This window comes from Levilactobacillus suantsaiihabitans (assembly GCF_004745505.1).
In the GTDB taxonomy this organism is placed as follows: Bacteria; Bacillota; Bacilli; order Lactobacillales; family Lactobacillaceae; genus Levilactobacillus; species Levilactobacillus suantsaiihabitans.
Window position 1 is genome coordinate 46,194 of the sequence record NZ_RKLX01000011.1, and the last position, 25,038, is coordinate 71,231.

A 25,038-nucleotide genomic window follows, 5' to 3' on the forward strand; every position below is an offset into this window, starting at 1 on the left:
TTAGCGACACGAAAGGAAGAGCTCTATGGACTACATGATTGGGGTCGATATTGGTACTACCAGTGTCAAGACCGTACTTTATGATACTGCGGGTCAGATGCAAGGTTATTCAAACAACCTTTATCCCCTCTATCAAGATGTGCCCGACATGGCCGAAGAAGATCCAGATGAGATTTTCTCCGCAATGATCGATGGGTTAACCACGGTAATGCGCAAGGCAGATTTGAAGAATGGCAAGATTCAAGGTGTCTCCTTCTCCGCTGCCATGCACAGTCTGATTCTGTTAGATGAAGACCACAAACCGCTGACCCGAGCAATTACTTGGGCTGATAACCGTGCGGTGAAGTACGCGGATGAATTACGTGAAAACGGTGTGGGTAAGCAACTTTACGAAAAGACCGGGACACCAATTCACCCAATGACGCCACTTAGCAAATTAATCTGGTTACGCAATGACCAACCTGACTTGTTCAAGCAAGCCCGCTGGTTCGTCGGAATCAAGGAATACGTTTTATACCGTCTGTTCGGCGTACTCCAAGAAGACTACTCGATTGCCAATGCCACTGGTCTGTTCAACATCTTTAAGATGGACTGGGACGACCAAGCCTTAGAAGTTGCCGGGATTACCCGTGACCAATTACCAAAATTGGTCGACACAACTGACCGAATCACTGGCATGAACGCAGATTACGCCGGTGTGATTGGTATGGACCCACAAACTCCCTTTATCATGGGTGCTTCCGATGGTCCCCTCGCCAACTTAGGGGTTAACGCCATTAAGCCAGGCGTGGTCGCTGTGACCATCGGGACTTCTGGTGCCGTTCGGGTCGTTACCGACAAGCCGAAGATCGACCCTAAAGGCCGGGTCTTCTGTTACTACCTGTGCAAAGACCACTGGGTAGTCGGCGGTCCTGTTAACAACGGGGGGATCGTCTTCCGTTGGGTTCGTGATCAACTCTTCGCACCTGAAAAGCTGACCGCTGAACAAATGGGCGTTGACTCTTACGACCTCTTAACCGAAATTGCCGCTAAGGTGCCAGCTGGTTCCGACGGCCTGATCTTCCACCCATTCTTAGGTGGCGAACGGGCCCCTATCTGGGACGCTAACGCCCGCGGTTCATTCTTCGGTTTGACGCGGACCCACTCACGGGCTCACATGGTGCGGGCAGCCCTCGAAGGGATTGTCTACAACCTGTACACCGTGATGTTGGCCCTCGAAGAAGTCGTTGGCAAGCCAACTAGCATTCAAGCAACTGGTGGTTTCGCCCGTTCAGAACTCTGGCGCCAAATGTTGGCGGACATCTTTGAACAAGACGTCACGATTCCAGAAAGTCCTGAAGGGACAGCGCTGGGTGCTTCTACGCTCGGGATGTACGCGTTAGGTCTGATTGATGATCTCTCCGTTGTGAAGAACTTCATCGGGGTCGCTAACGTCCACCACCCGAACCCAGAAACCTACGATGCTTACCGTGCCTTGGTTCCGATTTACATTCGCCTGAGTCGGCAATTACAATCAGAATACAAGAACATCGCTGAGTATCAACGGACCCACGTCCACGCAAAGGCGAAAAAATAAGTTAGCCGGTTTAGTTTTTTCTGAAACTAAATAAAAAATTTAATTTTTCGCGAGCAAATTGTGTACAAACCACACTTAGTCTAGTACAATGTGTGTACAAAGTATTGAGAAGCCAACGCTTTCACGTTGGCTTTTCAAAATTAACTATATGAAAGGGCTTACTTCCTATGGAACTTCTAGCTTTACTTATCGGGGTCATCTTCCTATTGGTCCTCATTATTCGGTTCAAGATCAATACGTTCGTTTCCCTGATTCTCACTTCTGTCCTAACAGCCATGCTGTTGGGCATGAACCTCACCAAGATCGCCACGACGATTGAATCTGGGATTGGGAGCCAACTGGGTGAACTTTCCTTAGTCTTCGGTTTCGGGGCCATGCTGGGTCGGTTAGTTGCCGACGCCGGTGGGGCTTATGTGATTGCCACCACGCTGATCGACAAATTCGGTAAGAAACGCCTTCAATTAGCTATTATGCTTGCTTCCTTTATTCTTGGGATCGCGTTATTCTTCGAAGTCGGAATGGTTCTGTTAATTCCTATCGTCTTTGCCATCGCCGTTGAAGCTGATGTGCCAATCCTGTACTTAGGGATTTCCATGGCAGCCGCTTTGTCTGTTACCCACGGGTTCTTACCACCTCACCCGGCCCCAGTTGCCATTGCGCAAGTCTTGGGCGCCAATGATGGTAAGGTCCTCCTGTTCGGTTTAGTGGTCGCGATTCCAGCCGCCATTGTTGCCGGACCACTGTTTACGAAGTTGGCCCAAAAATTTGCCCCAACTGCCTTTCAACAAAAAGGGAACTTGTCTTCCTTGGGTGAAGTCAAGACCTTCAAGCCTTCTGAAGCCCCTAGCTTCGGCTTATCCGTCTTAACTTCCCTCTTCCCTGTTATCTTGATGGCCATCACGACCATTTACAAGATGACGGTCGACGGTGGGGCTACTCCTACCAAGAACGCCACCATGTTGGACCAAATCGTGGCCCTGATTGGTGACCCAGCCATCGCCATGTTAATTTCCCTGATGGTTGCTATGTTTACCATGGGTTGGGGTCGGAAGCGTAAGACCGCTGACATCATGGCTACTTTGGAAAATGCCGTTAAGTCAATCGCCATGCTGCTGTTAGTTATCGGTGGTGGTGGGGCCTTCAAGCAAGTCCTCATCGACGGTGGTGTTGGTAAAGAAGTTGCCAAACTCTTTATCGATTCCAACATGTCCCCACTGATCTTAGGTTGGTTAGTCGCTGTGGTTCTGCGGGTGGCTTTAGGTTCTGCCACGGTTTCCGCATTGACCGCTGCCGGGATTGTTGCCCCATTGATGGCGCAATCCGGTGTTGACCCAGCCTTGATGGTGCTGGCCATTGGTGCCGGTTCCTTAGCCGCTTCTCACGTGAACGATGCCGGTTTCTGGATGTTCCGGGAATACTTCGATTTGACGGTTAAGCAAACGCTGAGTATCTGGACCGTGCTGGAAACTGTGATTTCCATCGTGGGTATCCTGATTGTTCTGCTGTTGAACATGGCATTCCACTAGAATTTTTCTGACAATTAATTCGAGCATCATCTCGTCCGCTGCCCAGTTCTGGGTGGCGGATTTTTTTGGCAGCATAAGTTATCCTGGCCGCCTACCGTTCACCCTCCACTTCCCCCATCACGCAACATCAACTTGTGTACCAAGAACTAACATGGTTCAACAGCCTCCCTCACCTATCACCCATTAACCGCTAAACGACTCAGGGTCAAAACTAACGCATCCCTTACGCACTAAATTGTACCCAATCTAATTCTCAGGGAAATTTCACGCTCCCCACCAACATCACCCAAAAATCCGTGCTATAATAGTTGAATCAGTCATTTGAGAGAAGAGAGGCGTCAAGAGTTTGGCAAAAGAGTTACGCCGAGAAATCGGCACGTTTACCGCCCTGGCCACCGTCATGGGAACCGTGATCGGCGGCGGGGTATTCTTTAAGACTGCTAGTGTCGTGGCCGCTAACCATTCGGCCAATATGACGCTGGTGGCTTGGATTCTCGGGGGAGTGTTGACCATCTGTGCTGGTCTGACCAGTGCCGAGCTGGCCGCCGCAATCCCGCGCACTGGAGGCGCCATGCGCTACCTGGAATATGCTTACGGCAAGCCCGTGGGCTTCTTGATGGGGTGGGCGCAATTATTGGTCTACTACCCCGCCAATATCGCGGCTCTGTCGATCATTTTTGGGACACAGTGGGTCGCCCTATTTCACCTCAGCAGCAGTTGGCAACTCCCGGTGGCCATCATTTGTGGCCTGAGTATTACGGGACTGAACTTCTTGGGCGCCAAGGTGGGCGGTTCCGTGCAGTCGGTGGCCTTGGTCTTTAAATTGATCCCCATCATCGTCATTGTCGGTATCGGCCTCTTTGCGCCGGCCAACGACCCGATTCAGTGGTGGCCCATTACCACCGGTGACCACCTCAACTGGGGCACCGCCTTTAGTTCCAGCCTGTTGGCAACGATGTTTGCCTATGACGGCTGGATCAGCATTGGAAACATTGCCGGCGAAATGAAACACCCCGAACGCGACCTACCGCGGGCTATCGTCATTGGGTTGGCGGGTATCACCATCATTTACACGTTGGTCAACCTGGTCTTCTTGAAGACCTTGCCCATCGACCTGATTGCCGGTAATCAAAATGCCGCGGCCGATGCCTCCATGAAATTGTTCGGGCAATTTGGCGGTAAATTGGTCACGATTGGTATCCTCATCTCCGTCTACGGTGCCATCAACGGCTACACGTTGACCGGGATGCGGGTCCCCTTCGCCATGGCCGCAGAGGACAGCCTGCCATTTTCCAAATACTTCCGGCGCTTATCTCGGCGGACCTACGTCCCCTACTTTGCGGGAACCGTTCAGTTTATCATCGCCCTCATCATGATGCTGATGGGCAGCTTTGACCTTCTGACGGACATGTTGGTCTTTGTTATGTGGTGCTTTAACTGTCTAATTTTCATTGCCGTGTTCAAACTACGGCGGACAGAACCCGAACTGGCGCGGCCGTATCGCGTACCCGGGTTCCCCGTGATTCCGTTGATTGCCTTATTAGGTGGCCTCTTCATCCTGGTTACCACCCTGGTCACCGAAACTGGCTTGGCCGTAACGGGGCTAGCACTGACCTTGATTGGGCTACCCGTCTACTACTGGCACCAACACCATCCGACTGTGGAGTAATCACGATTTATCCACGCTGGTCGCCTGCCGTTGTGTAAAATTCATAACCCAAAAATCCTCCTACCCGGCTTAAACCGAGCAAGAGGATTTTTATTTATAGTTCATAACTGAAGCCCGAAAGACGAAAATCAGCTGGAACCATTATTATCATGCGACTCATAACGTTAAAAATATTCGTTCTCAGCCTCGCAATGCGAACTCTCAGCTAAGTAAGGTATGCCAGTCGCCCAACCCAACCCCCAGATGATAGCTACATTGACGACTGCTATTTAATTAACACAGTGTTGCTGATAGCCATCAATTTGCCGGAGGCAGCCAGGGTGGAGCCAGCTGTGTCGACGGTGTTGGCTGAGGTTTTGTCTCAGCCTACAGCGTGGGACGACTTGGGAGACTGGCGGTCTTTGCCAGGCTTTCAAGCGAACCGGAAGACCGCTTCTCAGGCTGGAGGTGTTCCCCATAGCAGGTGGAACCCTGGCTGACGCAGGCGCCTGGTTTCGCCAATATTAGGCTCACCTTTTAGTAATGTAATGGCGTCGGCAACGGTGGGAGGTCGGGGAATAGCTGGCGCAGGCGGGCGTTGGGGTCCGCCACGTGCGTCTCGCGGTCCTCTAGCACCTGGGTCACCCCATCGAAGGTGAACATCAATAGGTCGGCGCCATTTTCATCGCGGACCTGGTAGAATTGCACGCCGGCTTGCAGGGCCGTCAAGATGAACCGCTGCGCCTGGTCGCTCAACTGGGCGAGTTGCGGCAACAAGGCCGGGGCGCTGATGCGGTCGTGGTACCATTTGCGGGCAACGGCCTGACCGAATTTCATCAGACTGCCCTGTTCCACGTGCGCTAGCAACTTGGCCGCCGGCGTCAACTCTGGGTGCATCAAAACCTCTTCTAAGTCATCGATGATTTCCCACTGTTCCGTGTGCGTCGCCAGCGCTTCGGCCATCTGCCGCATTTCCGCAAAGATGCGCGACCCTTCTGCTTGATAGGCAGTCGGGGTCAACGGGTCTTCTAACGCCACGGCTTGGTTTTTAGCCCGTGCTTCGGTCAGGGCGGTGGCTAAATCCGCTGGTTCGGGTTGCGTCAACAGGTACAGCATGAAGATCTTCAAGAAATACAGCATGTGCCGGCTGACCCCGTTGGGCGTGAACGGCGTGTTGTCGAAATCGCGCAGCTCCAGGTAGCGGATACCGCCCGTTTGAAAGTCATGGGCGTTAGCCTGTCCCTTGAGCCGTACGGGGCCGTAAAACTCGTGAGCCGAGAAGTAGGTCCCATCGTCTATAAACTGCTGGAGCTGGCTCAAATGGGCCTTTAACGAGGTGTAGGTCACCTGTTCCTTGGCAAAATTGACGAAACCAAAGCGACTGTTGCGAATGCTGCGGACCGGGCGCTGTAATTCTGGGGGCATTGGATCAAAGAATCCCTTTTCCGCCAACGGACTAGCGCCAAATAGATAGGTCAACAACCACTGGTAGCGCACGAAGTTTTGGGCGATGCGGAAGTACAGGGCATTCTTAAAGGCTATCAGTGACGGAAATTCTTGGGTGTAGTGACTGTATAGCCGGTGTACCACGGGATCCGGCAAGCTGTAGTTCACGTGCACGCCAGTCAAACAGCCGTGTTGTAGGCCGTATTTTTGGATTAAATGTTCGCGGTAGGGCCGAATCGCGGGGCGGTCAAAGTGATCGGCAATAAATTGCAGGTCGGTCGCGTCCATGACCGGCGGCATGCTCAGCGGCCAGATACGGTCATCGCCTTCTAGCGACCGATACGCCACCGTTTGCAAGGTATCCAGCTGGTCCAAGGTCCCGCCGATATTGGGGTTGGGATCCGTGATGACCTCCAACTGACTTTCCGTAAAGTCCGTTTGTAAATACGGGTGAAAGGTCCGTGACCCCAGCTGACTGGGATGCGGACGGCGGCTCAACCGGCCGTGCTGGTCGATGCGCTGCTCCTCGATTTCCAAGCCAACCAAACTGTGATAAAGCTGTTCCGAAAGGTTTTCTTCGCGAATAACCGTTAATAAGTTGTCCAGCATGACGGTAACATCCCCTAACTGTCAAGATGAGTGTGACAAGCGCTAAAGGTCGTCAGTCGACAAGCACTGGGCATTCTCCCGGTCGCGGCCACGACCGACTCGCTTCCAATCTCTAGTTAACCTAAAGTGTAAACAATATTGGCCCCCGTGTCACTGATATTTCACCAGTTTTTCAAAAAATATTTAGTGACTGTCTTATCCGTTTAAATCGGTCCGCCTACCGTTACGTGAAACTCTAGGTTGGAACCCCCTTATCTTATCAATTGCACAAACCAGTGCCTGCGGCTGCCAGGGATTCCGTCTGCTATGGGGGGCGCCTCCAGCCCAAGTACAGGCTTCCGGTTCGCTTTGAAGCCGGGCACAAACCGCCAGTCTCCAAAGTCGCCCCGCGCTGTAGGCTGAGACAAAACCTCAGCCAACACCGCCGACCCAGATGGGGCCATCCCTGGCCTCCTCCGGCAAGATTGTGCGTTGTCCGAAACATTGGATTAACCTAACTTTGCACTTGATGTACCAGCTATGAATGGCCCATCGGTTAAGACTAGTGCTCTAAATGGATCAACGCCAGATTCTACCCACAGTGCCAAAAAAACAGTTAGCGTTTATCGCTGGCCTTATCAATCTTTCTTGACACTTACTACGTATAGCCCTGACCATACCAACCCAAAAAGACCAGCCAGGCGCAAAACCCAGTTGGTCTTTTTTGGAGATGAAGCCAACGATTCGACTACCGAACCGTTTCGTGAATCAGCGTGATTGGTTCAGCTGAATCACTGATTTCAATGTTATCGTAGAGCATCTGCTTGATGTCATCGACGTTTTCTCGGTTACTGTAGATGGTCAATAAGGTGTCGCCAGCCTTGACTGCGTCGCCGACCTTCTTGTTCATCATGATACCAACCGCGTAGTCCAACTTGTCGTCAGCCTTTTGCCGGCCACCACCGAGTAACATCCCGGCGATACCCATTTCATCGGCTTCGACCTTGCTAACGACCCCGTCCGTCTTGGCTGGCAGTGGGATCTTGTATTTGGCTTGTGGCATGATTTCTGGATGATCGATGACGTTCCGGTCGCCGCCTTGAGCCGCAATCATGTCACCGAATTTCTTCAGTGCGGAACCGTCTTCGATGGTCTTTTCACACATTGCCCGGGCCGTCTTCAAATCGTCGGCCTTACCGGACATGACGACCATGTGAGAACCTAAGGTCAAGACTAAGTCCGTGATGTCAGCGGGTGCTTGGCCCTTCAGTAAGTCGATGGATTCCTTGATTTCCAAGGCGTTCCCAATGGCGTTCCCCAATGGTTGGTTCATGTCGGAAATGATGGCCATGCAGTTCATGCCGACCCCTTTACCGATGCCAACTAAGGCTTTGGCCAATTCACGGGAATCATCCAGCGTCTTCATGAAGGCGCCGGCCCCGGTCTTGACGTCGATCACTAAGGCGTCGGTCCCGGAAGCAATCTTCTTACTCATGATGGAGCTGGCAATCAATGGAATGGAGTCCACCGTGTCGGTCACGTCACGCAAGGCGTAGATCTTCTTGTCGGCGGGGGCAATGTTCCCGGTAGCGCCGACAATGGCTAAGCCTTCATTTTTAACTTGCTTCTTGAAGTCGTCTTCACTAATTTCAACTTGATAACCTGGAATCGCTTCCAATTTATCCAAGGTGCCACCCGTGTGACCCAGCCCCCGGCCAGAGATCATTGGCACGGGAATGCCCAGTGCGGCCACGATTGGGGCCAACGGAATACTGGTCTTGTCCCCAACACCACCGGTCGAGTGCTTGTCGACCTTGACGCCAGGAATGCTGGATAAGTCCAAATGGTCCCCGGACTTCATCATGGCCATGGTCAATTCAGACCGTTCGGCGTCCGTCATGTCGTTGAAGTACGTTGCCATTAAGAAGGCACTGGTTTGGTAATCTGGAATTTCACCGGAAACGACACCGTCAACGAAGGTTTGAATTTCTTCCTTGGTTAATTCGCCACCGTTACGTTTCTTATCAATAATGTCTACCATTCTCATGTTTCAGCCACTCCATTTCTAATTGGCCACCGCATTGGGTGACACTTTCAGTAGTTGTGCTGCTGCGTGTTGATCGATAATCAGACAATTCGGATAGCCGCCTAACAAGGCCGCCTTGACGGCCGGGACTTTCGCATCCCCCGCGGCCACCAGAATCGAGTGTTCCTTTTGCTTTAAGCTTGCCAAATTGATGCCGATGGTCCGCTCATTCAGCTGCGGATCGACGATTTCACCATTTTCGTCAATGTACCGGGAGAAAATGTCCCCCACCGCATGGGCCTGCAGCGCGGCCTTTTCGGGTTCGCGCAAATACCCTAGCTGAAAGACTAACGCGTTATTGCGGACGGTGCCGACCGAGTAAATGGCAATGTTGGCCTTTTCACCCAGCTCGAGGAGGTACTGAATGTGCCGTTCCTTCTCCACCAATTCCTTAGTTTGTTGGTGGTCGAAGATAACCGGCAACGGTAAGTACTGGGGCACGGCGTGAAAAGCGTTGGCAAAGGCGTCAATGCTTTCATAAGCGTACGTGTGCTCCGTGGAATAACTCACGCTCCCTTTGAGCTGAATCACCTCAACACCGGTTAACGTGTCCGGTGCCAAGTTAGACCCAATGGCATAAATGGTCTTCCCCCAACCAATCCCGATGACGTCGTGTTCCTGCACGATGTCCTCGAGGTAGCGGGCCGCGTACGACCCAACGGTATTCAACAATTCCGCGTTGGCGGTCAACTGAGTCGGAACCACGTGAACCTCAACGTGATAGGCCGCGGTCAACGCCTGTTCCAGCGTTTGCACGTCCTGCACGGGGTCCACGATCTGAATCCGCACCAATCCTTGTTCACGAGCAAATTGCAGGAGGCGGGAGACGGTCGGCCGCGAGATGCCCAGCTGTTGGGCAATCTGGCTTTGACTCTGGTCAGCTTGATAATACATTTTCGCAACGGTCAACCCTTGCGCTAATCGCTGTTCCGTCGTCTCTGTCATCCCGATTCCTCCTTGTAATTATTTTTTATTGCTTGCCGCCTGCGTCAGTCAGAGGTTCCACCTGCTATGGGGAACGCTTCCAGCCATAAGGCGGGCTTCCAGCTCGCTTTGAAGCCTGGCTTAACCCGCCAGTCTCCAAAGTCGTCCCACGCAGTAACCTGGCACAAAACGCCAGCTAACTGCGTCGACACAGCTGGCTCCACCTCTGACTGTCTCCGGCTAAGATTGCCACCCGTCTCAAGCAAATGACTTATCGGGCCGGAATCACAACGGCAAGCGTCAATCTGGTTCACTTTCAGAAAACGGGTGCGACTCGTGTCCGCACCCGCTAGTGGTTAACCTTTAACGGCTGTGTCTAACGCAACCTTGATCATGTCGTTGAAGGACTTTTCGCGTTCCTCAGGTGTCGTGGATTCACCGGTAATCAAGTGGTTACTGATGGTCAAGACGGATAAGGCGCGAACATGGTACTTCGCTGCCAACATGAAGAGAGCTGTGGATTCCATTTCAGTAGCAATCACACCGTAATCAACCAGCTTTTGCCGGTCCATTTCGTCGTTGTAGAACCGGTCTTCGGCCAAGACGTTGCCGACCCGAACCGGAATGTTCAGGTCTTGGGCTACGTGGTAAGCCGTGTCCAGCAAGCCAAAGTCACTAATTGGCGCGTAGTAGATGCCTGGGCCAAAGGTGTTTTGGATGATGGAAGAATCGGTCGTGGCCGCTTGGGCCAACACCACGTCACGCACGTGTACATCGGGGCTCATCCCACCGGACGTCCCCACCCGGAATAAGGTCTTTGCACCGTAGTCTCTGATCAGTTCGTTAGCGTAAATGGAAATTGAAGGAATCCCCATCCCCGTCCCTTGAACGGAAATGCGCTTGCCCTTGTAAGTCCCGGTATAACCGAAGCAATTCCGGACCTTGTTGTAGCAAACTGGGTTTTCTAAGAAGGTTTCAGCAATGTACTTTGCCCGTAATGGGTCACCTGGCATCAAAACAGTATCAGCAATGTCGCCCTTTTTCGCTTCAATATGGTTACTCATGATTAGTTCCTCCTAAAATGGTTGTTCACTATTTCAAGTCTGCTAAGAAACTGTGGCCTTCATCGTTGCCAGCCACGCCAAAGTTGTCGAGCACAGTTGCCCCAAAGTCAGCAAATGGTGACCGTACGCCTAAGCTCCCACCTTGCTTGAAGCTTGGTGAGTAGACCAGCAAAGGCACTTGTTCACGGGTGTGATCGGAACCCTTGAAGGTTGGATCGTTCCCGTGATCGGCGGTGATCATCAACAGGTCATCGTCATGCATGTTGTCTAAGACCGTGCCCAGGCGTTTGTCGAAGTCCATCAGGGCTTGACCGAAGCCTTCAGGGTTGCGGCGGTGACCGTACATGGCATCAAAGTCGACCAGGTTGATGAAGCAAAAGCCGGTAAAGTCTTCGGCCATGACGTGATCGACGTGGTCCATCCCGTCCATGTTGCTTTCATTGTGGTAGCCTTCGTCAATCCCGTGACCGGAGAAGATGTCGTTGGTCTTCCCAACTGCGACCACGTGCACACCCGCTTTTTGCAGGCGATCCAAGTCGGTCTCACCGGTTGGTTCCAACGTGAAGTCCCGCCGGTTAGCGGTCCGGGTAAAGTGTTGTGCGTCTGGTCCCACGTAAGGCCGAGCAATGATCCGCCCGACTAAGTATTCTGGGCCGTTGACCAGAGAACGGGCGTACTCACAGATCTTGTAGAGCTCGTCCAACGGAATCACGTCTTCATGAGCTGCGATTTGTAAGACGGAGTCCCCAGAGGTGTAGACGATCAAGTCGCCCTTGGCCATCTGTTGTTCCCCTAATTCGGCAATGATCTTGGTCCCGGATTCTGGCCGGTTCCCAATCACTTTACGACCAGAGAACTTTTCCAGCTTGTCGATGATGTCGGCTGGGAAGCCATTCGGGAAGGTGCTCAAGGCCTTGCGTACTGGCAGGCCCATCATTTCCCAGTGACCGTCCATGGAATCTTTACCGGCGGAGATTTCACGCATCTTACCGTAGTAAGCGTGCGGGTCGTCAGCGACTGGCACACCTTCGATTGGCGTGTCGCGCAGGTTGGACAACCCAATTTTCGCCAAGTTCGGCAAAGCCAGTTTGCCAGCAAAGTGTTGGCCGACGTGGCCCAAGGTATCTGAGCCTTCATCGTCGTACTTCGCAGCATCGGGAGCGGCACCCGTTCCGACTGAATCCATGACTAATCCAAAAATACGTTTGAACTTCATACCTATATACCCGCTTTCACAAAAGATTTAATTCTAGTAACCGGCCTTGGCACCCGCATCGGCCCCGGTCAAGATGGCAACCGTGGCACTGACACCCAAGCGGCTGGCACCGGCATCGATCATTTCTAAGGCTTCGTCCCAGCTGTGAACCCCACCGGAAGCCTTGACGCCTAAGCGGTCGCCAACGGTCTCACGCATCAACTTCACGTCTTCGACCTTGGCACCGGCAGTGGAGAACCCAGTGGAAGTCTTGACGAAGTCGGCGCCGGCCTTTTCACTCAACTGGCAACCCAAGACGATTTCATCCTTGGTCAACAGGCAGGTTTCCAAGATAACCTTCAAGAGCTTGCCCTTGGCGTGAACGGCATCTGCCAAAGCCTTGATGTCGGCTTCAACGACATCGTTGTTACCAGACTTCAATTCACCGATGTTGATGACCATGTCGATTTCTTCGGCACCGTCGTCGATGGCCTTGTTGGCTTCGAAGACTTCGCTATCCGTGGCCATTGCCCCTAGTGGGAAGCCGACAACGGCGATTGGGTTGACGTCGCTATCCTTTAATTGTTCCGCAACGAAGGGAATCCAGTAAGAGTTTACGCAGACGGAAGCCGTGTCAAATTGCTTGGCTTCGTCGCAGGTTTGTTTAATGCTGGCCTCAGTGGCATCAGCTTTTAAGTTCGTGTGATCAATGTATTTTGCTACTTGTGCTTTGGTTAATGTCATAATATGAAACCCCTTTCATTTATCACCAATAGCATACCGGATAGCTGCACATTTGTAAACCCCTCGATTGAACCGCTGTTCAAAACCATGCACGTTCGTTCAATTGGTGGACGAAAAAATTTCACTTGTCGGGTTAATCGTTTTACTTAATCGAAGCCCGTCGTGATAGCGTTTTCAAAAATACTTGTGAAATTACCTAGTTCACGGGGACGACGTTAAAGGGCCTCATTTTCCTGGCAAAAAAAATTTTAAAAAAAATCGACCGGACGTGCTGATCCGGTCGATTGCGGTTTAAATTTCAGTTAATCGGGCATCTGGTCACGAATGGACTGGCCGTCTTCAGTATTGGTCGGGCAGAACAGCGCGTGCTTGTCACTGACATAATACGTATCCCACTTATCCGCAATGGCTTGATAAGTGGCCGAGGTAAACTCATCTTTCATCATCCGCACTTGTAACGGCGCAGCAAACATATTCTGAGTCACGTAGGGAAAACCGTCCTCGTCATAAGGCACGTTGTCCACGTGATAAAACGTCAGCCCCCGCACCTCACCTTTGAGGTCCGGCAAACTGAGCCATTCTTGCCATGAGATGTGCTTGTTGGTCTTGATGTAGAATTTCGTACTGGTTGACGTCGTCGATGAGGCTGTGTTCGATTGGTTAGACTGGTTCTTCTTGCCCGTTGTTGCGGGTGACGTGGTCTTGGTACTGATTGTCTTGGTACCAGTGGTCGTTGACTTTTGCGTCGATTGCGTCGACTTAGCCGTACCTGTGACCCGCGTTGGTGACTTCCGTGCTGTCCGAGTTGACTTGGCAGTACCAGTAGTGAGCTTGGGCCGACTAAAGGTGATATACTTCTCATTCACCCAGGCACCCTTCCCCTTATAAGTCACGTAAACGTACTCGTAATTGCCCAACGACATGGCCTTAATCTGGTGAACGACTTTATGTTTCTTGGTCCCCAAGCGATACGCCCGCTTCAAGCGATAACGGTGGTGCTTCACCTTATGCAGTGTATAGGCATAGTGCTTGTAGCCAGACTTACGAAACTTACAGGTCACCCGCGCCCAGGCGTGCATCCAGTTCAGTCGGTAACTCTTAGCGGCCTGTGCCGGCTGCGTCATCAAGCCCCCACTCATTAAGCCACCTAAAACTAACAACCCAACAATTCTTTTCTTCATCCAATCCATCCCCTAGCGGCTTCTAACGCAGCCAATTTGTGTGTCGGACGCATTCATCTTCAAGCAATGCCTCACCGACACAACTTCTTCAGTCTACTCACAGTAGAATTCGTTGTCAACAATCGCTCGCCTAAAAAGTTCAGGGGCCAATCCTATACCCAACTGTCGTGCGAACCGCCCATTGCATTTACCTTGACCCTGCCCAATGAAGCTGGTAAGCTACCAGGCAATAATAGATTTGCCATCAATCTACTAACGACTCATACCTTTTCAACTTATGACATTTTTACATCGACACCACTATTTTGCAAGGCGGTTAGTTAAGTTAGTAACCTTACTGCTGAACCATCACCCACCGAGAAAGTTCATGGGCGCAAAAAAATCGCCAGGGAAATTCCCTCGCGACGTTAGCAGCCCAATTCCACTAAGGAATTAGCTATGACTCCTCCCAATGGTTCAAGCGATCTACAGCTTACCCTTAGCCGCACGCTGCCGTAAAGCGTGGATAAAATCACTCTTTTTACCAAAAAAGAGACAGTTCTGTGGCACCTGATAGAGCGCCGATAAACGCTCAATCGTTTGAATTCCAAGGTTCGAACTGTCCCGTTCCCAAGCAGCCAGCGTTTGGTAATGGATACCTAAGCAAGCCGCGGCTTCCTTTTGCGAGTACCCGGCATTGTGCCGAGCGGCTTCCAGTGTCATTTGCACCTTATCCATCACGGACTCCTCCTTACAAACACTTTCACATCTTAAACGAGTTTATTCGTTTTGTCAATTGCTGATTAATAATTAGGGGTGTTTTTTAAGTTTTTTTCTCATAAGTTTGCTTGTATTCTTGCAATTCGTTATAATGACGATATCAAAGGTTATTTTACTAAAACTATCTAAAGGAGTGAACGTCGTGCCCCGCCATGAATTATCGCCTTTTGAAAAGAACATCCGTCGAGTCATCGCGCAGAACTTAAAGGCAGCCAGTCGCGACATCACACAAGCTGAGCTAGCGGGGAAAACCGGCATTCCCACGTCGACTTTATCCGGCTACTTCGCCCAACGTTCCACCCCCAGCCCCGCGAACGTCGAAAAACTCGCGACTGCCCTTGGCATACATAAATCCGCTATCGACCCCCGGTTTGACGAAGACCTGCTCGATAACAATATTCATTTCGAAGCCATCTATGCCCAGCTTTCGCCCGACCGTCAGCGTGCCGTTCTGACCTATGCGCAACAACAGTTACAGGCACAATTATCTGGTCTGAAATGATGCATCTGCAAAAAAAAACAGCCCTGCCACCGATTTTGGTTCGCAGAGCTGTTTTTTATTTTTTTATTTTGGAATTTCACCTAAAGCTTTACTTCTTTACCAACACCGTCACGGATTCTACATGCGGCGTCTGGGGGAACTGGTCAACGGGTTGGATTGGGCCATCGATGGCGTAGCCGAGTTCTTGGAACCGGGCCACATCACGCACCAGCGTTGCTGGGTTACAGCTGACGTAGACGACCTTCTTCGGCCCCATCTTGGCGGTGGAGTCAATCAGGCTTTCGGCCAGGCCCTTGCGTGGTGGGTCCACCACCACAACGTCGGGCTTGATGCCGGCTTCTTGCCACTTGGCCATTTGGTCTTCGGCCTTGTCCACGGCAAATTCAACGTTGGCTAAATGGTTCTTTTGCGCGTTGACCTTGGCGTCTTCGATGGCTTCGGGCACGATATCGACCCCGTAGACGCGCTTGGCGTGCTTGGCTAAGGCCAGCGAGATCGTCCCGATCCCACAGTAGGCATCGATCACGGTCTCTTGACCGGTCAGGCCGGCCTTGTCGATGGCCATTTGGTACAGCTTTTCGGTCTGTTGCGGGTTGACCTGGTAGAAGGACCGCGCCGAAATGGCAAAGGTCAGCCCCATCAGGGTGTCTTCAATCGTGGGCTTGCCGTACAACGTCCGGGTCACGTTACCCATGATGACGTTGGTCTTCTTCGCATTGACGTTTAAGACGATGCTCGTGACCTCTGGCAGGGCTTTGTGGATCTGGTCGACCAATTGGTCCTGACTTGGCAACTTCTGCTGACGGCTGATTAAAACGACCATCATTTCGTGGCTATAGTACCCGCGTCGAACCATGATGTTGCGGATAACACCCTTGTCACTAATTTCGTTGTAAGCCGGAATTTCAAATTGGCGCAGTAAGTCGCGAACCTTCACGATGGCGTCATCGATGGCGGGATCTTGAATGTAGAAGTCCGTCAAAGGAATCAATTCGTGACTGTGTTGGCGGTAAAAACCGGTCTCCAACTTGCCCTTGATCATCCGCACAGGCACCTGAGCCTTGTTACGGTATTGCGTCGGGTTGGCCATCCCCAGGGTTGGGGCGACGTCAACGTCTTGGTGCGCCTTACTGAACAGCTCTTCAATCTGGTGTTGCTTAAATTTCAATTGGGCCGGGTACGCCAGGTGTTGTAAGGGCGCAATTCCCGTTTGCCGATAGGTCTTGTCCACGTCCTTGACCCGGTCGGGCGATTCGCTTTGCCAAGCAATGGCGCGGGCAAAGCCGTAGTGGCTCTGAACCTTGGTCACTTGGATGGTGATGTCTTCACCTGGCAAGGCATTTTCGATGAACAACGGGAAGTCATCCACCTTGGCCACGCCCATCCCCTGATACGTCAGGTCGGTGATGGTCACGTCTAGCCGTTCGTTTTTACTGACTGGTGCTTTTGTTTTCATAATAACCTCAATTTCCTTAATCAGAAAGGGACTTTGCTGCTCATTCGTCGCGCAAAATCCCTTTCAGTAACTATCTATAAGCCGTTTAGTCTTCGGACGGTTCGTCCGCGTCCTCCGGTAAACTTTCCACTTGCTTCACGAAGTTTTGCTCCGCGGCCAGCAGTTCTGGCGATTCGCTGGTGACGGCCGCATCCGGAATATCATCCAGATTGGCGTACATCTCAATGTGTTGCCGCAGGTTGCGGAACTTCATTGGTGCATCCCCACCGTACTCGCCGTCCAGGTTGATCATCATGCGATCTTCCACCGGCCGGGCGACCACCTTGCTGGTCTTTTCGTAAATGATGTGGGGGTCGTTGATGTGCTTGCCCCCGTTCAAGACCAGGCCCATCAGCCGCAAGATTTCCGGCATGCTGGCGGTCTTGACGATGATCATGGTGAACTTGCCGTCGTCTAGCGCCGCATCGGGAACGATCTGTTCAAAGCCCCCGATGGAGTTGGTCAGCGCCAACAAGAACATCGACGCCTTCCCCCGGAAATGCCCACCGTCGTAGGTCAGGTCCATGTCGATTGGCTTGATGCGGGGCAACAGTTCAGCGCCCTTCATCAGGTAAGCCAAGTAACCAAAAATGGATTTCAAGTTAGACGGCACGTCATAAGTCAGTTCCGTCAACAGGCCTCCACCCGCGATATTGATAAAGTAGGTATCGCCAGCTTGGCCAATATCCATCTTAATCGTCTGGTCCTTTAACACGACCTTGGCCGCCGCCAACGGGTCTTCACGCGGAATGTGCAAGGCCCGGGCATAGTCATTCGTGGTACCGGCAGGAATAATGGCCATCTTGGGACGGTGAGGCAAGCCAGCGATTCCGTTGACGACTTGGTTAATGGTCCCGTCGCCTCCGGCCGCCACGACCAACTCAAAGCCGGCCTTGGCCGCCCGAGTCGCTTCGTCGCGCGCTGAATTTGGTGCCGCAGTGGTCGCAAAGGCACTGGTCTCGTACCCCGCTTGCTCGAACACTGCTAAAATATCGATTAGGTCTTTCTTCAACGCCTCGCGTCCTGAAGTCGGATTGTAAATGACCCGTGCCCGTTTACGCATGCTGTGCCTCCAATAGTGCCTGGAAATTACCAGACACCCTTTTCTCTTTAAATCGCCGTTAACACGTGTCCCTCAGCGGCCACGTCTCACGCCTTATTTCTGTAATGCCTTCATTAACAACTGGTTCACCACTTGTGGGTTGGCTTGACCGTGCGTTTGCTTCATGATCTGGCCCACTAAGAAGCCCACAGCCCGTTTCTTCCCGTTGTTAAAGTCTTCGATGGATTGCGGGTTAGCCGACAAGACATCGTCGATGATCGGTTGTAACTTCGCTGGATCTGACAGTTGAACCAGACCATGTGCTTCCACGTAGGCCTTTGGTTCTTCACCATTGGTGATGGCCTTGAAGACCTTCTTGGCCATCTTGCTAGAAATGGTGCCGTCAGAAATCAAGTTGATCATCCCGGCCAAGTTGGCTGGCGTCAGCTTGGTGGCCTGTAAGTCCACTTGCTTTTCGTTCAGGTAGGCGTTCACGTCCCCTTGCAGGTAGTTGGCCGCCATCTTCGGATCTGCCTTCAAGGCCACCGTGGCGTCAAAGAAGTCAGACATTTCCTTGGTCTGGGTGATGACCATGGCGTCGTAATCTGTTAAGCCCAGATCGTTGACGTAACGTTCACGCCGCTTCCCAGGCATTTCTGGCATGGCGTCGCCCAATTCCTTGATCCAGTCATCGCTGATGTTCAAGGCAGGTAAATCTGGTTCTGGGAAGTACCGGTAGTCGTCTGAGCCGGCCTTGACCCGCATCAGAATCGTTTCGCCAGTCTTTTCGTCAAAACGGCGGGTTTCTTGTTGTACGGAACCGCCAGACATCAAGACTTGTTGTTGACGCTTTTCTTCGTATTCCAACCCGCGTTGCACGTAGTTGAACGAGTTCAAGTTCTTCAACTCAGTCTTGGTCCCAAACTTCTTTTGCCCGACCGGCCGCACGGAAATGTTGACGTCGACCCGCATCGACCCTTCTTCCATCTTCACGTCAGAGATCCCGGTAAATTGGATCCGTTGACGCAAGGCTTCCAAATAGGCGTAGGCTTCGGCTGGTGAAGCGATATCTGGCTTCGACACGATTTCGATCAATGGCGTGCCTTGCCGGTTCAAATCGACGTAGGAATAGTCCCGTTCGTGGGTGTTCTTCCCGGCATCTTCTTCGATGTGCATTTCGGCGATCCCGATTTTCTTCTTCACGCCGTCAACGTCGACTTCGACCCAACCATCATGACCGATTGGCTTGTCAGATTGCGTGATCTGGTAGGCCTTCGGGTTATCTGGGTAGAAGTAGTTCTTCCGGTCAAAGTGGGTGTGTTGTTCCACCGTGGCGTGCAGTGCCAAAGCGGCGATGATCCCATCGGCAACTACGCCCTTGTTGGTGGTTGGCAGTACCCCAGGATACCCCCAGTCAATGACGTTGGTATTGGCGTTAGGGTCGGCACCATAGGCAACTGGTGACGGGCTAAAGATCTTTGAATTTGTCTTTAACTCAATGTGGACTTCTAGTCCAATCGTGGTTTCAAAGTTCATTAGTTTTGACCTCCTAACGTGGGTACTTGTAAATGAAAGTCGGTGTTTTGTTCAAAGGCGTAACCCGCTTTGTACAGCGTGCTTTCGTCAAATGGCCGACCGATTAATTGCATTCCGACTGGCAAGTTGTTGCTGAAGCCAGCTGGTAAGGACAGCCCTGGCAATCCCGCTAAGTTGACCGGAATTGTCAAGACATCGTTCATGTACATGGTGATAGGATCCTTGATCTCGTCGCCAATGCCAAATGCTGGCGTTGGTGCCACGGGACCCATGATGAAATCGTGGTCCTTCAAGACCGCTTTAAAGTCGTTGATAATGACCGTCCGGACCTTGGCTGCCTTCAAGAAGTAGGCATCGTAGAACCCAGCGGACAAGGAGAACGTCCCCAACATGATCCGGCGTTTTACTTCTTCGCCAAATCCTTCGGAACGCGACTTCACGTAGACGTCTTCCAGGTTCTTCACGTCTTTAGCCCGGTAACCATAACGGATCCCGTCAAAGCGTTGTAAGTTGGAAGAGGCTTCGGATGAGGCAATGATGTAGTAAGCGGCCACGCCATACTTGTTGTGTGGCAGGGAAACTTCGTCCACCGTGGCCCCTAACTTGCGGTACGTGTCGGCAGCGGCCAAAATGGCAGCCTTCACGTCTTCGTTGACCCCTTCGGCCAAGAATTCCTTAGGCAAACCAATGCGCATGCCCTTGACACTCGTGGCGTCGTTCAAGTCCGCCGCAAAGTCAGGAACAGCCTGCGTCGAGCTGGTCAAATCGTGATCATCATGACCGGCGATAGCACTCAAGACCGTCGCGTTATCCTTCACGCTGCGCGTCATTGGGCCAATTTGGTCCAAACTAGAGCCAAAGGCAATCAGACCCCACCGGGAGACCCGACCATACGTGGGCTTGATCCCCACGATGCCGTTAAAGGCTGCTGGTTGGCGAATCGAGCCACCAGTATCGGACCCTAAGGCAACGGGCACTTGACCAGAGGCTACGGCTGCGGCGGAACCACCTGAGGACCCACCGGGAACCTTGGTTTGGTCCCAAGCGTTCTTCGTGGTCTTAAAGGCTGAATTTTCGGTCGACCCACCCATGGCAAATTCATCCAGATTGGTCTTGCCGACCGTAATCATTTGCGCGTTGGCTAACTTTTCCGTCACCGTGGCATCGTAGACTGGCTTGAAGTTTTCCAAAATCTTGGAAGCGGCCGTGGTCGTTAAGCCCTTGGTCACAATGTTATCCTTCAACCCCACTGGAATCCCCGCCAATGGTTGATTGGCGTTGATCCCTTGTTGATCAATTTCGGCGGCTTGGTTTAAGGCCGCTTCTTCGTTTAAGTTTAAGAAAGCATCGATTTGAGGATCGGTTGCTTTAATGTTATCGAAAGTCGCCTGCGTTAATTCCTTGGCGCTAATTTTCTTAGCGACCAGGTCAGCATGAAGACCAGCGAGATCTTTGTCAAAATAGTTCATTTAGTCGTTATCCTCGCTTTCATCGATGATGGCAGGTACCTTAATAAAGCCACGAGCGGCATCTGGCGCGTTGTGCAACAGCGCTGAGCTCTGCCCCCAGTTATCGGCGACGTCCTCACGCATCACGTTGAGTTGGTCGGAAACGTTGCTGGTGACGTCAACACCATCGGTATCCACTTCACTCAGTGATTCAAACATACCGATAATGTCGTCCAATTGGGGCGTAAAGGCGTCCAATTCGGCATCCGTAAATTCAAGCTTTGCCAGGCCGGCAACGTGTTGAACTTGTTCTCGATTAATTCGATTAGCCATCAATTATCCCTCTTTCTAAGTTATCCGCAATTCACCGTTTATTCCAGACTTCGCCAAGAATAAACATACATTGCCATTCTACCATATATCTGCGGTCCGCCAAAGATTATGCGTTAATTTTCTTCTGAACTAAATTGCTCTTGCAGCAACTGCGCTCGGCCACACAGACTATACTGACCGCCTTACCGTTCGCTAGAAATGAGTTGGAACGCTGAGGGTGCTGCATCTAATCAGTCCGCCTGCCGTTGCGCGAAATCTAGGTTGGAACGCTGGGGGAGGACGCCCCGAGCCAAAACCCGGTCTCGGGCCTTGCTTTGAGCCAGAAGACCCCTGTCTCAAAGTCACCAATTTGCCAGCAAAACCCACTGGCAAATTCCCCGGCTGAACCTAGATTTCGCTCCACTCTCGGCTACGGTAGTGACTGGACACTTCCTCGACTCCCTCAGTCTCAACTACAATGACTCGTCACTTCATCCCCACGATCGGTCACGAACCAGTCAGCAGTCTCACCTTGATTGATCGCTGGTTTCTGAAGGCCACGAAATTTGCGGTCTCCCCACCTAACAGTCCAACTCGCAACCGCTGTTGACCCTATCATCAACGCAGCGATTACGCAAGCCGTTTATCAGCCACACCAATCATTCACATCCACAATTAGCCAAAAGCGGACGACCGCGCACTCGTCACTCACAAACCAGGTGATGAATCCGCTGTCGTCCGCTTTTCTTGGCACTTGATGCCTTTTAGTAACTGTTAAAGACGTGACTGGTAAACTTCTTGGCGCCACTGGCCCGGGACAGGAAGCTTTGCGTGCCGTCCGTTGAGGCCACCGTGATGTCGATCGGTACCCCGGATGGCAAGTACTTTTGCGCCGCCGTCTGGAGGTACTGGGTGAAGCTAATGATTTCTGTTTGACTGTAGAATTGCGTCTGAATGTTGACGTGCATCCCCGTCAATGACTTGCCGTTGTAGTGGGCCTGAGCCGTGACCCCACTCAAGTTCGGGAAGAAGTTCTCGACTTCGGTCTTGAAGTTGGTGAAGGCACTGGAGTCATTGCTGTTCGGGCTGCTAGAGCCACTAGAGATCGGGAAGACGTAATTCTTCTCGTCCATCGCCGTCCATTTAGCCACGCTAGTCGAACCCGCCTTGTTTTGCGAGTAAGCGATGAAGTCTCCACCGACCAGACTATCGTTAGAGGCTTGCCGGTAAATGGCAATCACGATCGGCACGTCCTTCAGTGCGGACTTTTGCCGCAACCGCTTGAGGACCGTGTTGGCCGCCTGCTTGGCGTAGGCTTCGCCGGCTGCCTTAGTGATCTTGGTTTCGTAAGTGGCACCATACTGGGTCTTCTTGTAGTAATCCACGGAATTGACCGCGATTCCCACGGTGACCCCACCCAGGTGCAGCTTGTTGTTCTTTTGGGTCATGTAGTCTTGTTCTTCCAAGGCCTGGATGTAAATGGGGTTCCGCTTAGTCGACGACGTTGAGCCGTTGCTCTTGGGGTTCAACCCTGTAGGATTGGACTTCGACTTACGGTCCAACCAGTTTTGCACCGTGGACGTGGTCAAGTGCTGACCTTCTTGGAAGACGTACTTTTTGGTCGAGAAGACCTTCTTGGACACGCTCAACATCCCGTTTTCAAAGCTCTTCAGGTTGTAAGTGTTACCGGAATCTTGGCTGTTCGTGACCCCACGTGACTTACTCGTTTGATAGTGGCCACTCTTAATGACCCCTTCGTAATCACCATCACTGCTTTGCCCAGTCAGTTGGGTGCTCCCAGAACTATTGCTCCCGGAAGTTCCGGACATGCTGGAACTGCCCAAATTACCACACGCGGCCAAAAATAGGGGCACGGCGGCTAATGCCAGAAAAGTTCGTAACCGTTTCACGACTTGTTTCCTCCTAAAATCATCATTTCGTTGCGTTCATCGCAGCCTGCAGTTGCGCCTCATCCCACACGGGAACGTTGAGCGACTGGGCCTTGGTGAGTTTGCTACCGGCGGCTTCACCAGCAATCAGTAGATCCGTCTTCTTGGACACGCTGCCCGTCACGGTGGCACCGTGTTGTTCCAACCAGGCCGTGGCTTCCGGCCGGGTCAGCGTCTGCAGCTTACCGGTCAAAACGACCCGTTGCCCTGCAAATTGGCCCTCAGTATCGACGGGCGTTGCGGCACCGCTGGTATAGGTCATGTTGACCCCCACGGCCCGCAGTTCGTCGATGAGTTCTTGGACCTGCGTGTTGGCAAAATAGGTCACAACACTGTCGGCGATAATGCCGCCCACTGTATCAATGGCCGAGATCTGCTCACTGTCGGCGGCCATCAGACTACCGATATCACCAAATTCCGCGGCAATCGACCGGGCAGCCTTGGCACCCACGTGACGAATCCCTAAGCCAAATAGCAAACGTTCTAATGAATTATTGCGACTATTATCAATCGCTGTCAAGAGGTTTTGGGCGGACTTCTCCCCAAATTTATCTAAAGTTAATAATTGATCGGTCGTTAGCCGATACAAACTGGCCACATCATCGACCAATTTACGGTCAAAGAGTTGGGCCACAATCTGTGGGCCTAACCCGGCAATGTTCATCGCATTTCGGGAGGCAAAATGATTCATGCCTTCCGCCAATTGTGCCGGGCACCGCGGATTGATGCAGCGCAAGGCCACTTCTTCATCCAGGTGGACTAACTCGGCACCACAGGACGGACAATGGGTCGGAATCGGATACGGTTGCGCATCCGCGGGCCGTTTAGCCGCCACGAATTGCGAGATCTCGGGGATGATGTCTCCGGCCTTGTGCAACAAGACCGTATCACCCAGCCGAATATCCTTGGCGGTCAGGTAGTCCGGATTGTGTAATGACGCCCGGGCCACCGTACTGCCGGCCAACGCGACCGGTTCCATGACGGCAGTCGGCGTCACGATGCCCGTGCGGCCCACGGTCCATTCAATGTCTAAGACCTTGGTTTGGACCTCTTCGGGCGGGAACTTATAGGCAATCGCCCACCGCGGCACCTTGACCGTGGCCCCCAGTGACCGCTGGAGGGGTAACGGGTTGGCCTTGATGACGATCCCGTCAATGCCATAAGGCAGGTCGGCGCGTTTGTCCTGATACTGAGCGATATAGGCTGCCACGTCCGTCATGTTGTGCGCCACCTGATACGTCGGGTTGGTCGTGAAGCCCAGTTCGGCCAGCTCATCTAACAGCCCACTTTGTGTCCGCGTGTTTAACGGCTCGTAATCGGCAATGTTGTACATGAAGGTCGCCAGCTGCCGGTCGGCCGTGACCTGTGTGTTGAGCTGGCGTAGGCTTCCCGCCGCCGCATTCCGTGGATTGGCAAACGGTGCTTGCCCAGCGGCTTCCCGGCGTTCATTGAGCGCCAAGAAGGCAGCCTTCGGCATGTAACACTCGCCCCGCACGTCGATCGTCAGCGGACGACTCAGCGTTTGGGGAATCGAGTCAATGGTCTTCAAATTGGCCGTAATGTCTTCACCAATCTGCCCGTTGCCTCGCGTGGAACCCTGAACGAATTCGCCGTTTTCATAGCGCAACGAGATTGCCAGGCCATCGATCTTTAATTCACAGTTATAATCAAAGTCCTCGTCAACGTTTCCGCGCAGGCGCTCGTCAAATTCCTTGAGCTCGTCGATGGAGAACACATCCCCCAGCGACAACATCGGAATCTCGTGGGTCACCTTGGGCAGGTCACCGCGCGTCGTGCCCCCGACCCGTTGCGTAGGCGAATCAGCCGTCACAATGGCAGGAAAGGCCGTTTCTAGTGCCACCAGCCGCGCATACACGCGGTCGTACGTGGCGTCTTCCACTTCTGGTGCATCCGCATCGTAGTACTGTTTGCCCCACTTCAACAGTTGGGGCCGCAAGGTTGCCGCCTCAGCTGCCGCCTGTTTCTCGGTTAAGGTTTTAATGGGTTTGTCAGTCAT

19 protein-coding genes are annotated in these 25,038 nt (G+C 52.5%); 4 read left to right on the forward strand and 15 right to left on the reverse strand.

Annotated features, from left to right (window positions below; translation table 11 throughout):
• Nucleotides 1-25: 25 nt before the first annotated feature.
• The 3 genes from gntK to EGT51_RS07770 all read left to right on the forward strand — a co-directional run bounded on the left by gntK (nt 26) and on the right by EGT51_RS07770 (nt 4,771).
• Nucleotides 26-1,576, forward strand: a complete 1,551-nt coding sequence (gene gntK, locus EGT51_RS07760; protein ID WP_135368148.1) for a gluconokinase — start codon at nt 26-28, stop codon at nt 1,574-1,576.
• 167 nt (nt 1,577-1,743) lie between these two features.
• The gene (locus EGT51_RS07765; RefSeq protein ID WP_135368149.1) at nt 1,744-3,102 is read left to right on the forward strand and encodes a gluconate:H+ symporter; all 1,359 of its coding nucleotides are present in this window, start codon (nt 1,744-1,746) and stop codon (nt 3,100-3,102) included.
• A 346-nt stretch (nt 3,103-3,448) separates the two neighbouring features.
• Nucleotides 3,449-4,771, forward strand: a complete 1,323-nt coding sequence (locus EGT51_RS07770; RefSeq protein WP_135368150.1) for an APC family permease — start codon at nt 3,449-3,451, stop codon at nt 4,769-4,771.
• A 516-nt stretch (nt 4,772-5,287) separates the two neighbouring features.
• On the opposite strand, the gene EGT51_RS07775 is transcribed toward EGT51_RS07770, so the two are convergent.
• The 8 genes from EGT51_RS07775 to EGT51_RS07810 form a co-directional block, all read right to left on the reverse strand.
• Entirely contained in the window at nt 5,288-6,805 is a 1,518-nt protein-coding gene (locus EGT51_RS07775) for a gamma-glutamylcysteine synthetase (RefSeq protein WP_135368151.1), read from the reverse strand.
• Between the two features lie 727 nt (nt 6,806-7,532).
• Nucleotides 7,533-8,831 carry a pyrimidine-nucleoside phosphorylase gene (locus tag EGT51_RS07780; RefSeq protein WP_135368152.1) on the reverse strand — a complete coding sequence of 433 codons (1,299 nt, stop codon included), beginning with the start codon at nt 8,829-8,831 and terminating at the stop codon, nt 7,533-7,535.
• An 18-nt stretch (nt 8,832-8,849) separates the two neighbouring features.
• Nucleotides 8,850-9,815, reverse strand: a complete 966-nt coding sequence (locus EGT51_RS07785) for a sugar-binding transcriptional regulator (protein WP_135368153.1) — start codon at nt 9,813-9,815, stop codon at nt 8,850-8,852.
• A gap of 335 nt (nt 9,816-10,150) precedes the next feature.
• Nucleotides 10,151-10,858, reverse strand: coding sequence for a purine-nucleoside phosphorylase (deoD, locus tag EGT51_RS07790; RefSeq protein ID WP_125574828.1), 708 nt, complete (start codon nt 10,856-10,858; stop codon nt 10,151-10,153).
• A 28-nt stretch (nt 10,859-10,886) separates the two neighbouring features.
• The gene (locus tag EGT51_RS07795) at nt 10,887-12,074 is read right to left on the reverse strand and encodes a phosphopentomutase (RefSeq protein ID WP_135368154.1); all 1,188 of its coding nucleotides are present in this window, start codon (nt 12,072-12,074) and stop codon (nt 10,887-10,889) included.
• Between the two features lie 33 nt (nt 12,075-12,107).
• Nucleotides 12,108-12,797: a deoxyribose-phosphate aldolase gene (gene deoC / locus EGT51_RS07800; RefSeq protein WP_135368155.1), complete on the reverse strand. Its 690-nt coding sequence runs from the start codon at nt 12,795-12,797 to the stop codon at nt 12,108-12,110.
• A 302-nt stretch (nt 12,798-13,099) separates the two neighbouring features.
• Complete coding sequence (locus EGT51_RS07805; protein ID WP_135368156.1) at nt 13,100-13,978, reverse strand: hypothetical protein; 879 nt, start codon at nt 13,976-13,978, stop codon at nt 13,100-13,102.
• Between the two features lie 465 nt (nt 13,979-14,443).
• Nucleotides 14,444-14,695: a helix-turn-helix domain-containing protein gene (locus tag EGT51_RS07810; protein ID WP_135368157.1), complete on the reverse strand. Its 252-nt coding sequence runs from the start codon at nt 14,693-14,695 to the stop codon at nt 14,444-14,446.
• A 184-nt stretch (nt 14,696-14,879) separates the two neighbouring features.
• Here EGT51_RS07810 and EGT51_RS07815 point away from each other — a divergent pair, with 184 nt between their 5' ends.
• Nucleotides 14,880-15,239: a helix-turn-helix domain-containing protein gene (locus tag EGT51_RS07815; protein ID WP_135368158.1), complete on the forward strand. Its 360-nt coding sequence runs from the start codon at nt 14,880-14,882 to the stop codon at nt 15,237-15,239.
• Nucleotides 15,240-15,327: 88 nt separating this feature from the next.
• Here EGT51_RS07815 and rlmD read toward each other — a convergent pair whose 3' ends face one another.
• The 7 genes from rlmD to ligA all read right to left on the reverse strand — a co-directional run bounded on the left by rlmD (nt 15,328) and on the right by ligA (nt 25,038).
• Nucleotides 15,328-16,695 carry a 23S rRNA (uracil(1939)-C(5))-methyltransferase RlmD gene (gene rlmD, locus EGT51_RS07820; protein ID WP_135368159.1) on the reverse strand — a complete coding sequence of 456 codons (1,368 nt, stop codon included), beginning with the start codon at nt 16,693-16,695 and terminating at the stop codon, nt 15,328-15,330.
• Between the two features lie 85 nt (nt 16,696-16,780).
• Nucleotides 16,781-17,797, reverse strand: a complete 1,017-nt coding sequence (locus tag EGT51_RS07825; protein WP_135368160.1) for a diacylglycerol kinase — start codon at nt 17,795-17,797, stop codon at nt 16,781-16,783.
• A 93-nt stretch (nt 17,798-17,890) separates the two neighbouring features.
• Complete coding sequence (gene gatB, locus EGT51_RS07830) at nt 17,891-19,312, reverse strand: Asp-tRNA(Asn)/Glu-tRNA(Gln) amidotransferase subunit GatB (protein ID WP_135368161.1); 1,422 nt, start codon at nt 19,310-19,312, stop codon at nt 17,891-17,893.
• The gene (gene gatA, locus EGT51_RS07835; protein WP_135368162.1) at nt 19,312-20,781 is read right to left on the reverse strand and encodes an Asp-tRNA(Asn)/Glu-tRNA(Gln) amidotransferase subunit GatA; all 1,470 of its coding nucleotides are present in this window, start codon (nt 20,779-20,781) and stop codon (nt 19,312-19,314) included. The genes gatB and gatA overlap by 1 nt, the downstream gene beginning before the upstream one ends.
• Nucleotides 20,782-21,093: an Asp-tRNA(Asn)/Glu-tRNA(Gln) amidotransferase subunit GatC gene (gene gatC, locus EGT51_RS07840; protein ID WP_125574838.1), complete on the reverse strand. Its 312-nt coding sequence runs from the start codon at nt 21,091-21,093 to the stop codon at nt 20,782-20,784.
• Between the two features lie 743 nt (nt 21,094-21,836).
• A complete protein-coding gene (locus tag EGT51_RS07845; protein WP_135368163.1) occupies nt 21,837-22,982 on the reverse strand; it encodes a CamS family sex pheromone protein in 1,146 nt (381 codons plus the stop codon).
• A 22-nt stretch (nt 22,983-23,004) separates the two neighbouring features.
• Complete coding sequence (gene ligA, locus EGT51_RS07850) at nt 23,005-25,038, reverse strand: NAD-dependent DNA ligase LigA (RefSeq protein WP_135368164.1); 2,034 nt, start codon at nt 25,036-25,038, stop codon at nt 23,005-23,007.

Coding starts and splice junctions, on each gene's coding strand:
- gntK (WP_135368148.1), top strand. CDS start 26: ATGGACTACATGATTGGGGTCGATATTGGTACTACCAGTGTCAAGACC.
- EGT51_RS07765 (WP_135368149.1), top strand. CDS start 1,744: ATGGAACTTCTAGCTTTACTTATCGGGGTCATCTTCCTATTGGTCCTC.
- EGT51_RS07775 (WP_135368151.1), bottom strand. CDS start 6,805: ATGCTGGACAACTTATTAACGGTTATTCGCGAAGAAAACCTTTCGGAA.
- EGT51_RS07780 (WP_135368152.1), bottom strand. CDS start 8,831: ATGAGAATGGTAGACATTATTGATAAGAAACGTAACGGTGGCGAATTA.
- EGT51_RS07785 (WP_135368153.1), bottom strand. CDS start 9,815: ATGACAGAGACGACGGAACAGCGATTAGCGCAAGGGTTGACCGTTGCG.
- deoD (WP_125574828.1), bottom strand. CDS start 10,858: ATGAGTAACCATATTGAAGCGAAAAAGGGCGACATTGCTGATACTGTT.
- EGT51_RS07795 (WP_135368154.1), bottom strand. CDS start 12,074: ATGAAGTTCAAACGTATTTTTGGATTAGTCATGGATTCAGTCGGAACG.
- deoC (WP_135368155.1), bottom strand. CDS start 12,797: ATGACATTAACCAAAGCACAAGTAGCAAAATACATTGATCACACGAAC.
- EGT51_RS07805 (WP_135368156.1), bottom strand. CDS start 13,978: ATGAAGAAAAGAATTGTTGGGTTGTTAGTTTTAGGTGGCTTAATGAGT.
- EGT51_RS07810 (WP_135368157.1), bottom strand. CDS start 14,695: ATGGATAAGGTGCAAATGACACTGGAAGCCGCTCGGCACAATGCCGGG.
- rlmD (WP_135368159.1), bottom strand. CDS start 16,695: ATGAAAACAAAAGCACCAGTCAGTAAAAACGAACGGCTAGACGTGACC.
- EGT51_RS07825 (WP_135368160.1), bottom strand. CDS start 17,797: ATGCGTAAACGGGCACGGGTCATTTACAATCCGACTTCAGGACGCGAG.
- gatB (WP_135368161.1), bottom strand. CDS start 19,312: ATGAACTTTGAAACCACGATTGGACTAGAAGTCCACATTGAGTTAAAG.
- gatA (WP_135368162.1), bottom strand. CDS start 20,781: ATGAACTATTTTGACAAAGATCTCGCTGGTCTTCATGCTGACCTGGTC.
- gatC (WP_125574838.1), bottom strand. CDS start 21,093: ATGGCTAATCGAATTAATCGAGAACAAGTTCAACACGTTGCCGGCCTG.
- ligA (WP_135368164.1), bottom strand. CDS start 25,038: ATGACTGACAAACCCATTAAAACCTTAACCGAGAAACAGGCGGCAGCT.